This window comes from Citrobacter sp. S-77 (assembly GCF_963864895.1).
GTDB classification, from domain to species: domain Bacteria; phylum Pseudomonadota; class Gammaproteobacteria; order Enterobacterales; family Enterobacteriaceae; genus Citrobacter; species Citrobacter murliniae.
The window spans coordinates 2,662,239-2,678,338 of record NZ_CAWLWU010000002.1 but is presented as its reverse complement, the minus strand read 5'-3'; the positions used below and the strand labels follow the sequence as shown (position 1 = coordinate 2,678,338).

The following is a 16,100-nucleotide window of genomic DNA, read 5'->3' as shown; positions in this document are numbered from 1 at the left end:
TGGTCACATTAGCCAACAGCAACAGAGCAAGTGTAGTGGGGAAAATTACGCTAGACGAGGATGAGGAAGTAAATTCGCCCATCCGTCGCAGATGGGCGAAAAATAAGTATTAGTCACACTGGACTTTAATCGCCAGGCCACCGCGTGATGTTTCACGGTATTTGGCGTTCATGTCCTTGCCGGTTTCGTACATTGTTTCAATGACTTTATCCAGCGAGACGCGCGGGGCGCTGGTACGACGCATTGCCATTCGTGCAGCGTTGATAGCCTTAACGGAGGCAATCGCGTTACGTTCAATACAAGGCACCTGAACCTGTCCGGCAACCGGATCACAGGTCAGCCCCAGGTTGTGCTCCATACCGATTTCGGCAGCAACACAAACCTGCTCAGGACTTGCACCCAGCAGTTCCGCCAGACCTGCCGCAGCCATCGAGCATGCCACGCCAACCTCGCCCTGACAGCCCACTTCCGCGCCAGAGATAGAGGCGTTCATTTTGTATAATGCGCCAATTGCACCGGCCGCCAGGAAATAGCGGGTATAAATATCCGGGCTGACGGACTCAATGAAATGGTCATAATAAGCCAGTACCGCAGGCACGATGCCGCAGGCACCGTTGGTTGGTGCAGTCACCACGCGGCCACCGGCGGCGTTCTCTTCGTTAACGGCCAGCGCAAACATGTTCACCCAGTCGATCACATTCATCGGATCGCTGGAGAGTTTATCGCTGGAGACCAGCATACGGCGCAGGGCAGAAGCTCGGCGAGGAACGCGCAACGGACCCGGCAGAATCCCTTCGGTATTCATCCCACGGTCAATACAGGCCTGCATGGTTTGCCAGACGTTGCCAAAGTACTCTTCAATCTCTTTCTTGCTGTGCAGCGCAAGTTCGTTCTGCATCACCATGCCAGAGAGCGACAAGCCAGTGCTGTTACAGTACTCCAGCATTTCGGTTGCGGACTTGAACGGATAAGGCACGCTGACCTCATTCGCTGCATCCTGGCCAAAATGTTCTTCATCAACGATGAATCCACCGCCGATCGAATAGTATGTTTTGCTGTAAACGACGGTTTCGCCGTTGTACGCATGGATCTGCATACCGTTTTCATGCAACGGCAGGTTACCGTTGTGAAAACGCATTCCGTCATTCTGCGGGAAATCAACTTCGTGCTGGCCTTGCGCAAGCAGCAGGCGACCACGCGCTTCTACGTCGCGGATAAATCCGGGAATGCTGTCAATGTCTACGGTCGCAGGTTCATTACCTGCCAGACCCATAATAATGGCGATATCGGTGTGGTGACCTTTACCCGTGAGCGACAGTGAACCATACACGTCGACGGCAACACGAGTAATGCTGTCCAGTAATCCTTTTTCGACCAGGTCATCGACGAACTGTTTACCTGCCTTCATAGGCCCTACGGTATGGGAAGATGAGGGACCAATCCCCACCTTAAACATGTCGAATAGACTAATCACGATAATACTCCTACAGGGCGACTGGGCTTTCCAGTAACGATGTTATAACTGCGCATAGTGTAAGAGGGAACGCGGCGATCGGCTTAACTATTCACATGAATTAAACTAATAGATAACCGCGATTTTACTAATGTTGTGACGGGAGTTTCAGGTTGTGTCTTCTGCGCGTAAAGATAAGTATAGTCAGGGTTTCACGCCAATTTGCAGCGCCAGCTCACGAATTATCCCAGCGGTCATTCCCCAGACGAAATAATGCTCATACCAGGAGAGCCAGACCCGATGAGAATCGCCACGACGATAAACATCCAGTGGATGGTAGCGTCCCAAATGCAGGGCCTGTGCCAACGGCATTTCAAAAACGGCGGAAACTTCATCTTCGCTGGCCCGATAGGGCAAATTAGGTGGAATTATCCCCACTACCGGAGTGACCTGGAAGCCCGTTACGCTGTCGACCGGAGGCAAAACGCCGATCACTTCCACTGATTCGGGCGGAATCGCGACTTCTTCCTGTGCTTCGCGCAACGCGGCGGCAATCAGTGAAGCATCGCTGCTGTCCACGGCACCGCCGGGAAAAGCGACCTGTCCGGCGTGCTTGCGTAGATGAACGGAACGTTGGGTCAACAGGAGTCCTGGTTGCGCGCGCCGGACTACAGGAATAAGTACAGCTGCCTGGCGCTGGTTTAACGCTTCCCGGTTTATTTGCGGACGCAAAAGCTGGAAGCGCGATAAAAAATCATCAAGCGTCAGGTTGCTGTATTCCACTGTTTAGTTCTCCAGTTGGTGCAAAATACGATTCACTTTATCAAACGTTTCCTGATATTCCGCGTCTTCCTGACTGTCTGCAACAATGCCGCCGCCCGCAGAGCAGTAGATCTGTCCGTCTACAGCTGTCAGAGTACGGATGGTGATACTGGTATCCATATTGCCGCAAAAACTCAGATAACCAATACTGCCGCACCAGGCGTTACGTCTTTGTGGCTCCAGTTCATCAATAATTTCCATTGCCCGAACTTTCGGCGCGCCGGTAATTGACCCTCCTGGGAAGGCTGCGCGTAGCAAATCTGTTGCATGCAACGTCTCTGGCAAATGCGCGGTGATGGTACTGACCAGATGATGCACGGCTGGGAACGGCTCAACCACAAAGAGTTCTGGTACGTTTACCGAGCCTGGCACGGCAACGCGGCCTATATCGTTGCGCATCAAGTCGACGATCATCAGATTTTCCGCCCGATCCTTTGGAGAGTTCGCCAGTGTTTGAGCCTGCAGGCGATCGGCATCAGGGGAGTCCAGTCTGGGTAATGTGCCTTTAATGGGACGCGTCTGGATGTGCTGGTTTTCTAACTGAATAAAACGTTCAGGCGAAAGGCTGAGAATCGCCCCTTCCTCAAAACGTAAAAATGCACTGAACGGGGCGCGGTTCGCATGGTTTAGACGTACAAACGCCAGCCACTCATCGCCCTGATAATGCGCCTGAAAGCGCTGGGCAAGATTGACCTGATAGCAATCGCCGCTGTGCAGATAACGCTGCACCTGACGGAATTTTTCACCGTACTGCGCACGGGTCATATTGGACCGCCACGAGGATGTTAACGAAAACGGTTCGCGCACGGATATCTGTTGATTTTCCAGCCAACGGCGTCGTGCCTGCACATCGGAGTGGCTAAGTAGTGACACCTTTTGCAACTGATGATCGACAATCAGCGCCCAATCGTAAATGCCAACCGCCATGTCCGGTAGCGTGATATCCTGTTCGGCTTCCGTTGGCAGAGATTCAAAACGGCGGCCTAAATCATAGCCAAACAGACCCAGCGCGCCTCCCTGAAACGGAAGATCGGGATTATAATCGGGCTGAATAGCCAGCGATGTCAGCGCCGAGTGTAAGACCGTCATCGGATCATCAACCGTTTGCATAGTACCGTGCCGGTCATGCACAACGGTCTCTTCAGCACGTGTGACCAGCGTTGTGATGGGGTCGGCGACCAGAATATCAAAGCGACTATGCGGATGGTCGGCATGGCCTGAATGCAAAAGCATTGCCCAGGGCTGGTGGCTTAATGTGGCAAAATAGTGCTCAGCGGCGTCCAGACGCCAGGGTAGTGTGATTACAGCGGGAGATAACGTCTTCATCAGTCCTGACTCGTTGCTACTTCACTGGCTATGTGCCGGGTAGCATGAAATAATTAGCGCTAATAATTTAGCAGGAGTTCACCATGATTGCAGGTTTACCTTCACTCACGCACGATCAGCAGCAACAGGCGGTTGAACGCATTCATGAACTGATATCCCAGGGGATGAGCAGTGGCGAGGCGATTACGAAAGTGGCTGCTGAATTACGCGCCAGCCATACCGGCGAACGGATCGTGGCGCGTTTTGAAGATGAAGACGAAGACGAGTAACGTCGGTTACACCGCAGCGATAATCTTTATCTCAACTTTGTATTTTGGGTTCATTAACCCGGCTTGTACGGTGCAGCGTACCGGGGCGTGACCGGCAACAACCCAGGCATCCCAGGCCTTATTCATAGCGGCAAAATCGTTCTTGTCAGCCAGAAACAGGGTAGCATCAAGAATACGTGACTTGTTGCTGCCCTGTTTTTCCAGCACAGCATCAATTTGCGCCAGCGTGTTTGCCGTTTGTTCGAATGCGTCTGCATCCAGATTTTCCGGCACACCGGTGTAATACAACGTGTTGTTGTGAATCACCACGTCAGACCAACGATCCTCGGCATCAATACGCACGATAGTCATACATTTTTCCTCGTTAAATTTCCATTTTTACGCCGCAAGACTGCCATAATGTCAGTCTGACGTCACCTCTTCAACTGGCGAAAGACCCGATGGCCTGACATAATCCCTGTTCAAATGAACAGGGGGTAGTGTGACGGACGATTTTGCAGCAGACGGTCAGTTGGCTAAAGCGATACCGGGTTTTAAACCACGTGAACCACAACGACAGATGGCCCTGGCCGTCGCGCATGCCATTGAAAAATCACAGCCGCTTGTCGTAGAGGCCGGGACCGGAACAGGGAAAACCTACGCCTATCTTGCCCCCGCGCTGCGCGCTGGAAAGAAAGTCATCATCTCTACCGGATCGAAAGCACTGCAGGATCAGCTTTACAGCCGCGATCTGCCTACTGTGGCAAAAGCGTTGAAATTCACCGGCAAACTGGCGCTATTGAAAGGGCGCTCCAACTACCTTTGCCTGGAGCGACTTGAACAACAGGCACTGGCGGGCGGTGACCTGCCGGTCCAGATATTAAGCGACGTTATTCTGTTACGATCGTGGTCAAATCAAACCCTCGATGGAGACATCAGCACCTGTGTCAGTGTGGCCGAAGATTCACAGGCCTGGCCGCTGGTGACCAGCACCAACGACAACTGTTTGGGCAGCGACTGCCCGCTGTATAAAGAGTGCTTTGTTGTCAAAGCGCGTAAAAAAGCGATGGACGCAGACGTTATAGTGGTAAACCACCATCTGTTTCTTGCCGATATGGTGGTGAAAGAGAGTGGGTTCGGTGAACTGATCCCTGAGGCTGACGTGATGATCTTCGATGAAGCCCATCAGCTACCGGATATCGCCAGCCAGTATTTTGGTCAGTCACTCTCCAGCCGCCAACTTCTCGACCTGGCAAAGGACATTACCATCGCGTATCGCACCGAGCTGAAAGATACTCAACAGCTACAAAAGTGTGCTGACCGTCTTGCTCAAAGCGCACAGGATTTTCGCCTGCAACTGGGTGAGCCGGGCTATCGCGGCAACCTGCGGGAGCTGCTGGCGGATCAGCGTGTGCAGAGAGCATTTTTACTGCTCGATGATACCCTGGAGCTGTGTTACGACGTGGCAAAACTTTCTCTGGGACGTTCGGCACTGCTGGATGCGGCGTTTGAGCGAGCCACGTTGTATCGCACCCGTTTGAAACGGCTAAAAGAGATTAACCAGCCAGGGTTCAGCTACTGGTATGAATGCACCTCGCGCCATTTCACCCTGGCGCTGACGCCACTCACGGTGGCGGATAAATTCAAAGAAGTGATGGAACAAAAACCGGGCTGCTGGATTTTCACCTCAGCGACGTTGTCGGTAAACGATGATCTCCACCACTTTACGGCGCGGCTGGGTATTGAACAGGCAGAGTCGATGCTGCTGCCTAGCCCCTTTGATTACACGCGTCAGGCGCTGCTGTGCGTACCACGTAATCTACCGCAAACCAATCAGCCAGGGGCGGCGCGCCAGTTGGCATCTATGTTGCGGCCAATCATCGAGGCGAACAACGGTCGTTGTTTTATGCTGTGTACCTCGCACGCGATGATGCGCGACCTGGCGGAACAGTTTCGCGCCACCATGACGCTTCCCGTGTTGTTGCAGGGAGAGACCAGCAAAGGGCAACTGCTGCAACAGTTTGTTAGCGCGGGGAATGCTTTACTGGTGGCTACCAGTAGTTTCTGGGAAGGGGTGGACGTGCGTGGTGATACGCTTTCGCTGGTTATTATCGACAAGCTGCCGTTTACCTCACCGGACGATCCATTGTTGAAAGCGCGAATGGAAGATTGCCGCCTGCGCGGCGGCGATCCTTTTGACGAAGTCCAGCTCCCGGATGCGGTTATCACCCTGAAACAGGGGGTGGGGCGTTTGATACGTGATGCTGACGATCGCGGTGTGCTGGTGATTTGTGACAACCGGCTGGTGATGCGACCCTATGGCGCCACCTTCCTGGCGAGTCTGCCGCCGGCACCGCGTACGCGTGACATTGCCCGCGCTGTTCGATTTCTTGCTATACCAACGGCTGAGTAATTTGTTACGGAGTATGGTAAGATGCGCGCCAAATTTATTGATCTGATCACGAAGACCCATGCGAATTCTGGCTATCGATACCGCCACAGAAGCGTGCTCTGTTGCCCTGTGGAATGACGGTAATATCAAGGCTCATTTCGAGCTTTGCCCACGAGAACATACCCAACGAATCCTGCCGATGGTTCAGGACATCCTGGCTGATGACGGTACTACCTTAACGGAGATCGACGCGCTAGCGTTTGGTCGCGGTCCCGGAAGTTTTACCGGTGTACGTATTGGTATCGGTATTGCTCAGGGGCTGGCATTAGGTGCGGAATTACCCATGATCGGCGTTTCAACTCTGGCAACAATGGCGCAGGGAGCCTGGCGTAAAACTGGGGCAATGCGCGTGCTGGCGGCGATTGACGCACGTATGGGTGAAGTTTACTGGGCCGAATACCAGCGTGATGAAGACGGCGTCTGGAACGGCGAAGAGACGGAAGCGGTATTAACACCAGAACAAGTTCATGAGCGTTTGCTGCAACTTTCCGGCGATTGGGCGACGGTTGGCACAGGCTGGTCGGCATGGCCTGAACTCGGCAAAGACAGTGGTCTGATGCTGATTGATGGCGGCGTTTTGCTTCCGGCTGCTGAAGACATGTTGCCTGTCGCCACTCAAATGCTGGCAGCAGGAAAGACGGTTGCGGTGGAACATGCTGAACCGGTTTATTTACGTAACACCGTAGCGTGGAAGAAACTTCCCGGGAAAGAATGAATCTTAGTAGTAAATACCCTGATTAATTTGAATTGCAGTTCATACGCGGCAGTTTGACAGAGACAGGGCAGGCGCTGAGAAAAGGGAGTCGCACATGGCGGTTCAAAAACAGGTAATGAAAGGTGTACTGGCTGGTGTATTAGCATTAATGCTAAGCGGTTGCGTCACCATTCCGGATGCGATTAAAGGTTCAAGCCCTACACCGCAGCAGGATCTGGTGCGGGTGATGAATGCACCGCAGTTGTACGTCGGACAGGAAGCGCGTTTCGGCGGTAAAGTGGTGGACATTCAGAATCAGCAGGGGAAATCCCGTCTGGAAATTGCTACCGTTCCGCTCGACAGTGGCGCGCGACCAATACTGGGAGAAGCCTCACGCGGAAGGATTTATGCTGATGTAAACGGCTTCCTCGATCCGGTTGATTTTCGTGGACAACTGGTTACCGTCGTGGGACCGATTAGCGGCACGGTAGACGGTAAAATCGGTAGTACGCCATATAAGTTTATGCTGATGCAGGTAACAGGTTATAAACGCTGGCATATTACTCAGCAGATCGTGATGCCACCGCAACCGATTGACCCCTGGTTCTATGGTGCGCGTGGCTGGCCATACGGCTATGGCGGTTGGGGATGGTACAATCCCGGTCCCGCACAGGTTCAGACGATAGTAACAGAGTAACTCTTTGTTTTATTGGTAAAAGAAACAGCGGCTCGTCCGCTGTTTCTGCATTAACGTGGATATAAAAAAAATAAATAGTGACGCGCTTCGCAACCTTGTCGTTGTGTAATAAACAAACTGGTACGCTGAGTTAATATTATGTTAACAGTTTGTTTATTGTCTGGGGTTGTGATGACGACGAATACGCATTTTAGAGGTGATGTATTGAAAAAGGTTTGGCTTAACCGTTATCCCGAGGGCGTTCCCGCGGAGATCAATCCTGACCGTTATCAATCCCTGGTGGAGCTCTTTGAACACTCAGTAAGGCGCTATGCTGACCAGCCCGCGTTTGTAAATATGGGGGAGGTGATGACCTTCCGCAAACTGGAGGAGCGTAGTCGGGCATTTGCGGCCTACTTGCAACAGGGGCTTGGGCTGAAAAAGGGCGATCGTGTCGCGCTAATGATGCCTAACCTGCTGCAGTATCCTGTGGCATTGTTCGGCATCCTGCGTGCCGGAATGATCGTCGTGAACGTTAACCCGTTGTATACGCCGCGGGAACTGGAGCATCAGCTTAATGACAGCGGTGCGGCGGCGATCGTGATTGTCTCCAACTTTGCTCATACGCTGGAGAAAGTGGTCGATAAAACGTCGGTTCAACATGTGATCCTGACACGTATGGGCGATCAGCTTTCTACCGCTAAAGGGACGCTGGTTAACTTTGTCGTCAAGTACATCAAGCGTCTGGTGCCGAAATATCACCTGCCTGATGCCATCTCGTTTCGCAGCGCGTTACAAAACGGCTATCGCATGCAGTATGTGAAGCCTGAAGTGGTTTCTGAAGATCTGGCTTTCCTGCAGTATACCGGTGGCACCACTGGCGTGGCGAAAGGCGCAATGCTAACGCACCGCAATATGCTGGCTAACCTGGAACAGGTCAATGCTACCTACGGTCCATTGCTGCATCCGGGTAAAGAGCTGGTGGTGACTGCGCTGCCGTTGTATCACATCTTCGCGTTGACCATGAACTGCCTGTTGTTTATTGAACTGGGTGGTCAAAACCTGTTGATCACTAACCCGCGAGATATTCCGGGTCTGGTGAAAGAGCTGGCAAAATACCCGTTTACCGCGATGACCGGCGTCAATACGCTGTTTAACGCTTTGTTGAATAACAAAGAATTTCAGCAACTGGACTTTTCATCACTGCATCTCTCCGCGGGTGGTGGTATGCCGGTACAGCAGGCGGTAGCAGAACGCTGGGTGAAGCTGACCGGACAGTATCTGCTGGAAGGTTACGGCCTGACCGAGTGTGCGCCGCTGGTGAGTGTCAACCCTCACGATATCGATTATCACAGTGGCAGTATCGGCCTGCCGGTTCCTTCCACTGACGTTAAACTGGTGGATGACGACGATAACGAAGTGCCACCAGGGGAACCTGGCGAGCTGTGCGTTAAAGGTCCGCAGGTAATGCTGGGGTACTGGCAGCGACCAGATGCAACAGATGAAATTGTCAAAGACGGTTGGTTGCACACCGGTGATATTGCGGTGATGGATGATGAAGGTTTCCTGCGGATTGTCGATCGCAAAAAAGATATGATCCTGGTTTCAGGTTTCAACGTCTATCCGAACGAGATTGAAGATGTGGTGATGCAACACCCAGGTGTCCAGGAAGTGGCCGCAGTTGGTGTGCCGTCGGGCAGCAGCGGTGAGGCTGTGAAAATTTTTGTGGTGAAGAAAGACGCCTCGTTAACCGATGAGGCCTTGATTACCTTTTGTCGACGTCAGCTGACGGGCTATAAAGTGCCGAAGCTGGTGGAATTCCGTGATGAGCTGCCAAAATCAAACGTTGGCAAAATTTTGCGACGAGAATTACGTGACGAAGCACGTGGCAAAGTGGACAATAAAAGCTAAGCGTTAAGACAGCCATCAGAAAGCGCCGGTTAAACCGGCGTTTTTTTTGGTGCAAACCTGAGAGAGCACGATTTGAATTACCAAATGATCACCACGAACGACGCGTTGGCCACGCTGTGCGAAGCCGTTCGTGAGTTTCCGGCTATTGCCCTGGATACTGAATTTGTTCGCACACGTACCTATTACCCGCAACTGGGTCTGATCCAGTTGTTTGATGGCAAACACGTTGCTCTGATTGATCCGCTTGGGATCACCGACTGGTCACCGCTGAAGACCATTTTGCAGGACACTGCCATTACCAAATTCCTGCATGCAGGAAGTGAAGACCTGGAAGTGTTTCTCAACGCCTTTGGCGAACTTCCACAGCCGCTGATTGATACACAAATTCTGGCTGCGTTCTGCGGACGTCCATTATCGTGGGGATTTGCCGCGATGGTGGAAGAGTATACGGGGGTGGCGCTGGATAAAAGCGAATCCCGCACTGACTGGCTGGCGCGTCCGTTAACTGAGCGTCAGTGTGAGTATGCGGCAGCGGATGTCTGGTATTTATTACCGATCACCCAAAAGCTGATGACAGAGACTGATGCCTCTGGCTGGCTGCCCGCCGCGCTGGATGAGTGCCGTTTGATGCAGCAGCGTCGTCAGGAAATTCTGGCGCCTGAAGATGCGTGGCGCGAGATAACCAATGCCTGGCAACTACGAACCCGCCAGCTTGCCTGCCTGCAACTGCTGGCTGACTGGCGATTACGTAAGGCGCGTGAGCGCGATCTGGCGGTGAACTTTGTGGTACGTGAAGAACACCTGTGGTCTGTCGCTCGCTATATGCCAGGTAGTCTGGGTGAACTGGACAGTCTGGGTCTTTCCGGTAGCGAGATTCGTTTTCACGGCAAGACGCTGATTTCACTGGTGGAGAAGGCTCAGGCTCTGCCGGAAGAATCATTGCCGGAACCGTTGCTGAACCTGATGGATATGCCGGGATATCGCAAGGCATTCAAGGCCATTAAGGCACTGGTTGCAGAGGTGAGTGCGGAACATAATCTCAGCGTTGAGTTACTGGCTTCGCGCCGTCAGATTAATCAGCTCCTCAACTGGCACTGGAAACTAAAGCCGCAGGCTTCCCTGCCGGAACTGATTTCCGGTTGGCGTGGTGAACTGATGGCCGAGCGTCTTAACGCACTGTTGCTGGAATATCCGCAGTAAGTTGACCAGACTAAGCCGGGTAGCGCTATCGCTTACCCGGCCTGACGTGATTACAAATCAAGGACCAGACGTTTGCCTTTGGCGCGCGAGCAACAGATGAGCATACTTTGCTGGCTGGCCTTCTCATCGTCGCTGAAATACTGATCGCGATGATCCGCTTCCCCTTCAATAATTGTTGTTTCACAGGTACCGCACACGCCTTCGCGACATAGACATTCCACCCTGGCCGCTTTGTTATTTTCGATAACCTGTAAAATAGTCATCTCTTCCGGCACGACAAATTCACGTCCAGAACGTGCCAGCACAAGGGTGAACGCATTACCGCTCTTATCTTCCACGGCAAATTGTTCGAAATGTAGCGTATCGTTGTCCAGATCGTGGCGGGCGGCTTCGCTTTTTACGGCATCGTTAAGTACAGCAGGGCCGCAGGTGTAAATATGCGTGCCGGGTTCTACATCGGCCAGCAGACGCGGCAGGTCAAGGCGGGTGCCTTCGGTAGAAAGGTGCAGATGAATGCGCTCGGCGTTGATGTGCTGAGTGAGTTCATGATGAAATGCGCAGCTTTCCGGGCTGTGGGAGCAGTAATGCAGTTGCCACTCAGCGTGTGATTGTTCCAGCTCCGGGATCTGCGATAAAAAGGGGGTTATGCCAATGCCTCCTGCAATCAGTATATGTTTTCGTGCCTGAGGTTCGAGGGCAAAGAGATTATTTGGTGTGGATATCGTCAGCGTGTCGCCAGCGTTCACGTTCTGGTGTAAGAAACGTGAGCCGCCTTTGGACTCATCCTCCAGTCGTACAGCTATTTGATAAGCGGTGGTATCAAGCGGTGAACTCATCAGCGAATAGGCATTGCTGTAGAGATTTTCGCCATCGCGCATCTGCACGATTATATGGCTGCCTCCACTGAACGCGGGTAACGAGCCGCCTGCAGAGGCAACTAAGGTGAAACGTTTTACATGTGGAGTAATGGTCTCAATCCGGCTGACCCGCACTTCATGCATTTGATATTCAGACATCGCGGCACTCCCTTAAAAATCTGTCCGGCGCGGGTTAACCCTGCGCGCCGGAATCTGTGTCACAGCCCCTGGCAGAGATATTTCATCTCCAGGTAATCTTCGATACCGTGTTCAGAGCCTTCACGCCCAAGGCCGGACTGTTTGACGCCGCCAAACGGGGCAACCTCATTAGAGATAAGCCCGGTATTGATCCCCACCATGCCGTATTCAAGCTGCTCAGAAACCCGCCAGATACGCGCAGCGTCATTACTATAGAAGTAAGATGCCAGACCGTAGATCGTATCGTTTGCCTGGTGGATCACGTCCTGTTCATCGTCAAATTTCACTAGCGCGGCGACCGGTCCGAAGATTTCTTCCTGTAACAGCTGCGTGCCTGGTTGCACGTTGCCGATGACGGTAGGGGTAAAATAGTTTCCGCCCAGCGCATGGCGTTGGCCGCCGGTTAACAGCGTGGCACCACGCGTCAGGGCGTCATCAAGAAGTGATTGTACTTTGTCTACGGCGGCGCTGTTGATCAGTGGTCCGGTCTGTACGCCTGGTTGCTCACCATTGCCTACCTTCAGCGCGGCGACACGGGCGACAAACTTCTCGCAAAACGTGTCGTCAATGGCCTGATGAATATAAAAACGATTCACACAGACACAGGTCTGTCCGGCGTTGCGAAACTTGGCAACCAACGCCCCTTCGACGGCTTTATCAATATCTGCGTCATCAAACACAATAAACGGCGCATTACCCCCCAGCTCCAGTGACACCTTTTTGATGGAGTCAGAACACTGGCGCATCAGGACGCGTCCGACTTCTGTTGAACCCGTGAACGAGAGCTTACGTATACGATCATCAGCGGTGAACTGAGCGCCAATTTCGCGTGATTTTCCTGTTACGACGTTGATGACGCCTGAGGGAATGCCGGCCTGACGTGCGAGCTCGGCAAGTGCCAGTGCTGTGAACGGCGTCTCGTTGGCCGGTTTTATCACCATCGTACAGCCTGCAGCCAGTGCCGGACCGGCTTTGCGGGTGATCATGGCGGCGGGGAAGTTCCACGGCGTAATCGCGGCGCAGACGCCGACGCCCTGGCGGATCACCATCAACCGCTTGTCCGTTGTAGGAGAGGGAATGATTTCACCGTTGGTGCGTTTTGCCTGTTCGGCAAACCACTCAATAAACGAAGCGGCATAGACAATTTCGCCTTCCGCTTCTGTCTGCGGTTTTCCCTGTTCGGCAGTCATGATTTGCGCCAGCGCCGTTTTGTTGTCGAGAATTAAGTGATGCCAGGCTTTGAGCAGAGTGGAACGCTGGGCTGCGGTCATTGCACGCCAGTTGGGTAACGCCTGAGAGGCGGCATCAATAGCCCGCTGAGTCTCTGACATTCCCATATTGGGTATTTTCCCCAGAATAGCGCCTGTCGCCGGATTGCTGACCGATAACGTATTGTTGTCATCGGCGTCGCACCAGTTCCCGGCGATAAACGCCTGCTGGCGGAAAAGTGAAGTCTGAAAGACGGTCATGACGAACTCCTTCAAGGATTAATCCTGAAACACCTGGGCTACCAGGTTATGGAAATGGGCAATACCGTGTTCAGAAATCCCGCTGCCGCTGGTATCTGCCATAATGCGTCCCTGACCGCGATAGCCGCGTGATTTCAGCCCTTTTTGTACGCTTTCGACCAGACGTAAATCTTCAGGGCGGAAGACATTGCGATACCATTCAATCAGCTCTTTCTGCTCTTCGGTGAGTTCTTCATTGGTGAAGTAGATGTCGTAGTTTTGCAGTGTGGTTTCTGCATCCACCGGGAACTCATAGATAACGGTCATCATGCCTTTAATTGGCGTGACGTTGAGCATGGTGCATGGCCACAACCAGAAACCGTGGAAGGCGGCATCAACGCCTTCTTCGAACTTAAATGACTGCTCTGATGGTTTGGCAAAACCGTATTGCAGAGTCCAGTTGCCATGCATGGTGTGCCAGTAGCGGTCAACCTGTACCGAGTCGGAAAAACCAGGGTGTGCCGGACCGCAGTGGTAGCACTCCAGATAGTTATCAACGATATTTTTCCAGTTGGCAGGTGTGCGAGTCGTAAAGCGCGCAGCCAGTTTCAGATCGTGTACATCAGGGCAGGCTTCGACAACTTTCGCTGCCAGTCCCGGGAGTTGATCTTCAACGCTGCCGGCATTCGGATCCATATTGATAAATACGAATCCGGCATATTCTTCAAGACGTACCGGTGTGAGATGGGCTTTCTCACTATCGAAATTGGCCACGTTTTCACAGTTACGGGCGTGTGCCAGGTTGCCATCGAGCTTAAAAGCCCAGGCGTGATAGGGACAGGTAATGACATTCTTCGCTTTCCCTTCGCCGCTTAGCAACTGATGACCCCGATGTGGGCAGACGTTGTAGAAAGCGCGCAGCACATTATCGCGACCCCGTACCAGCACGATATTTTCGCCAATCACTTCACGAGTGACATAGTCATTTGGTTTTGCCAGTTCGCTGCTGTGGGCTACGCAAATCCAACTTTTGGCAAACACGTTCTCTTGCTCGTGCTCAAACGCCTGTTGATCGGTATAAAACCGTGCCGGGATGGTCCATGCGTCCTGCGGGTTGGCACAAAAATTTTGCGGCAGAATAAACTCAGGGCTCAGATTGCTCATTGGATTACCTTTAATTTGTGAGTAAGAGGATGTTTTTGTACTGGCGCTCAACTGTCGCCTTTGAGTAATGCCCCGGCGGGTGGCGTGACTGGCTCGCCGCCCTGTGCGTCGGGAAGATGACTTTCAATTTGGTGAGCAGGAATATGGGCATAGTCCTGTTTAACCCAGCGAAGAAAACCGCCGACCTTCACCAGCAAAATGGCGAGGAAGGGGAGTGCGGTCAGTACCACGGTAGTCTTCATGGTTTCCAGTGAAGCACCGGTAAACAGAATCGATAATGGAATCAAGGTAATGACCACGCACCAGAACAGGCGTAAGCCGCGCTCGGGATCTTCACCTTCCTGAAGATTGCGCGTGCTGGTGGCCGCCATGGTATAGGCCACAGCATCCATATGTGAGGCGAGGAAAATAATCATGATAGCCAGATAGGCCACCAGGAACAGTTTCCCGGCGGGTAGTGACATCAGTACCTGCTGGACGGCCGTTTCGCCGCCAAGCGTTGCCATTATTTGCGGAACATCAATTACACCGTTAACAAACTGATGGATAGAGTAACTTTCCATCACCCCGAAGAAGAACCAGCAACCGACGGTGCTACCAAGGATCAATGCCCAGATCACTTCCTTAATTTTGCGTCCACGGGAAACGCGGGTAACAAACATCGCCACGCCAGGGGTATAGGAGATCCACCACAGCCAGTAAAATACCGTCCAGTTGCGGGTAAACTCACCATTACCGAGAGGGTCGGTAAACAGGCTCATTTGCAAAAAGTTTTGTGTTGTCAGGCCGATGGCATTGATGATGTTGTTAGTGATGAACTCGGTTGGTCCGACGATCAATACCAGCAGCGGCAGCAAAAACGCGCCCCAACCAACCATTTTGCTCAGACGTTGTAAGCCGTTATTGATGCCAATCCAGGAGCTGAGACAGAAGATGCCCCCCGAAAACAGGATCACAAATGCCTGCACCGTAAAGTTATCCGGCAGACCAGTGAGAGCCGATAAGCCACGAGTAAAGGTGGCTGCGGTGACGACCAGGGAGATGGTTAACGCGCCGACGGTGGCAATCAGGAACATCAGGTCGACTAAGCGCCCCCAGACGCCTTGCGGATGAACGCCAGTAATTGCAGCAATAATACCGGACAGGCTCAACCCTTTGTTTTTACGCACATGGAAGTGATAAGCCATGGTTAATGAGGCCAGCGTATAGGTTGCCCACGCGCTGATCCCCCAATGGAAAAAAGAGTAGGGCAGGCTGAATTCCAGTGCTTTTTGCGAGTGGGGGGCGATATTCAGGCCCGGTGTCTGGTAATAATAGGCCCATTCTGCAACGCCCCAGTAGAGCGTGGAAGAACCTAACCCGGCGCAGATAAACATAAACAGCCAGGAAAGAGTGCTGTATTCCGCTTTGCCTTCTCCCAGACGAATGTTGCCGTACTTGCTGGTGGCAAGATAGATGACCAGTCCCATAGCCATGAGGACCAGTATCTGGACTGCTGAACCCAGCATGCGGGTGACACCATTAAAAATGGTGTTTGCCGCTTGTGCGGATTGCTGAGGGAAGAAACTCAGTGTGGCTGCGATAAAAAGAATGGCCACCAGGCTGATGGCTATGAGTGGCACATCTTTTTTCTTTACGTTGCTCAACATGG

The 16,100-nt window shown here is 52.7% G+C and carries 14 protein-coding genes; 6 read left to right on the top strand and 8 right to left on the bottom strand.

The genetic code is table 11. The features are described 5' to 3' along the window. Positions 1–109 precede the first annotated feature (109 nt). From sdaA to pabB, 3 genes are all read right to left on the bottom strand, one after another. Entirely contained in the window at positions 110–1,474 is a 1,365-nt protein-coding gene (gene sdaA / locus AACS05_RS13315; RefSeq protein ID WP_045443949.1) for an L-serine ammonia-lyase, read from the bottom strand. A gap of 183 nt (positions 1,475–1,657) precedes the next feature. Continuing rightward, positions 1,658–2,236, bottom strand: coding sequence for a CoA pyrophosphatase (locus AACS05_RS13310; RefSeq protein WP_045443946.1), 579 nt, complete (start codon positions 2,234–2,236; stop codon positions 1,658–1,660). A gap of 3 nt (positions 2,237–2,239) precedes the next feature. Then, positions 2,240–3,601 (bottom strand): aminodeoxychorismate synthase component 1, encoded by a 1,362-nt coding sequence (gene pabB, locus AACS05_RS13305; RefSeq protein ID WP_045443943.1) that lies wholly within the window; start codon positions 3,599–3,601, stop codon positions 2,240–2,242. 83 nt (positions 3,602–3,684) lie between these two features. Here pabB and AACS05_RS13300 point away from each other — a divergent pair, with 83 nt between their 5' ends. Then, complete coding sequence (locus AACS05_RS13300; protein ID WP_045443940.1) at positions 3,685–3,870, top strand: YoaH family protein; 186 nt, start codon at positions 3,685–3,687, stop codon at positions 3,868–3,870. Positions 3,871–3,876: 6 nt separating this feature from the next. On the opposite strand, the gene AACS05_RS13295 is transcribed toward AACS05_RS13300, so the two are convergent. Then, the gene (locus tag AACS05_RS13295) at positions 3,877–4,221 is read right to left on the bottom strand and encodes a RidA family protein (RefSeq protein WP_045443929.1); all 345 of its coding nucleotides are present in this window, start codon (positions 4,219–4,221) and stop codon (positions 3,877–3,879) included. A 130-nt stretch (positions 4,222–4,351) separates the two neighbouring features. On the opposite strand from AACS05_RS13295, the gene AACS05_RS13290 reads away from it, so the two are divergent. The 5 genes from AACS05_RS13290 (at position 4,352) to rnd (ending at position 10,782) form a co-directional block, all read left to right on the top strand. Beyond that, a complete protein-coding gene (locus AACS05_RS13290; RefSeq protein WP_045443927.1) occupies positions 4,352–6,262 on the top strand; it encodes an ATP-dependent DNA helicase in 1,911 nt (636 codons plus the stop codon). 58 nt (positions 6,263–6,320) lie between these two features. Further along, on the top strand, positions 6,321–7,016 hold the full coding sequence (tsaB, locus tag AACS05_RS13285; RefSeq protein ID WP_045443925.1) for a tRNA (adenosine(37)-N6)-threonylcarbamoyltransferase complex dimerization subunit type 1 TsaB: 696 nt from the start codon (positions 6,321–6,323) through the stop codon (positions 7,014–7,016). Positions 7,017–7,110: 94 nt separating this feature from the next. Beyond that, on the top strand, positions 7,111–7,692 hold the full coding sequence (locus AACS05_RS13280) for a Slp family lipoprotein (protein ID WP_045443922.1): 582 nt from the start codon (positions 7,111–7,113) through the stop codon (positions 7,690–7,692). Between the two features lie 204 nt (positions 7,693–7,896). Next, positions 7,897–9,582, top strand: a complete 1,686-nt coding sequence (fadD, locus tag AACS05_RS13275) for a long-chain-fatty-acid--CoA ligase FadD (RefSeq protein WP_136345473.1) — start codon at positions 7,897–7,899, stop codon at positions 9,580–9,582. 84 nt (positions 9,583–9,666) lie between these two features. Next, positions 9,667–10,782 carry a ribonuclease D gene (gene rnd / locus AACS05_RS13270; RefSeq protein WP_045443915.1) on the top strand — a complete coding sequence of 372 codons (1,116 nt, stop codon included), beginning with the start codon at positions 9,667–9,669 and terminating at the stop codon, positions 10,780–10,782. A 50-nt stretch (positions 10,783–10,832) separates the two neighbouring features. Here the strand turns inward: rnd and AACS05_RS13265 are convergent, their stop codons facing one another. The 4 genes from AACS05_RS13265 to AACS05_RS13250 are packed head-to-tail and all read right to left on the bottom strand — an operon-like array spanning position 10,833 to position 16,098. Beyond that, positions 10,833–11,798: a PDR/VanB family oxidoreductase gene (locus AACS05_RS13265; RefSeq protein WP_045443912.1), complete on the bottom strand. Its 966-nt coding sequence runs from the start codon at positions 11,796–11,798 to the stop codon at positions 10,833–10,835. 59 nt (positions 11,799–11,857) lie between these two features. Then, positions 11,858–13,306: an NAD-dependent succinate-semialdehyde dehydrogenase gene (locus AACS05_RS13260; protein WP_045443909.1), complete on the bottom strand. Its 1,449-nt coding sequence runs from the start codon at positions 13,304–13,306 to the stop codon at positions 11,858–11,860. 18 nt (positions 13,307–13,324) lie between these two features. Next, positions 13,325–14,449, bottom strand: coding sequence for a carnitine monooxygenase, oxygenase subunit YeaW (gene yeaW, locus AACS05_RS13255; RefSeq protein ID WP_045443906.1), 1,125 nt, complete (start codon positions 14,447–14,449; stop codon positions 13,325–13,327). Positions 14,450–14,496: 47 nt separating this feature from the next. Next, the gene (locus tag AACS05_RS13250; RefSeq protein WP_045443903.1) at positions 14,497–16,098 is read right to left on the bottom strand and encodes a BCCT family transporter; all 1,602 of its coding nucleotides are present in this window, start codon (positions 16,096–16,098) and stop codon (positions 14,497–14,499) included. Between the last annotated feature and the right edge of the window lie 2 nt (positions 16,099–16,100).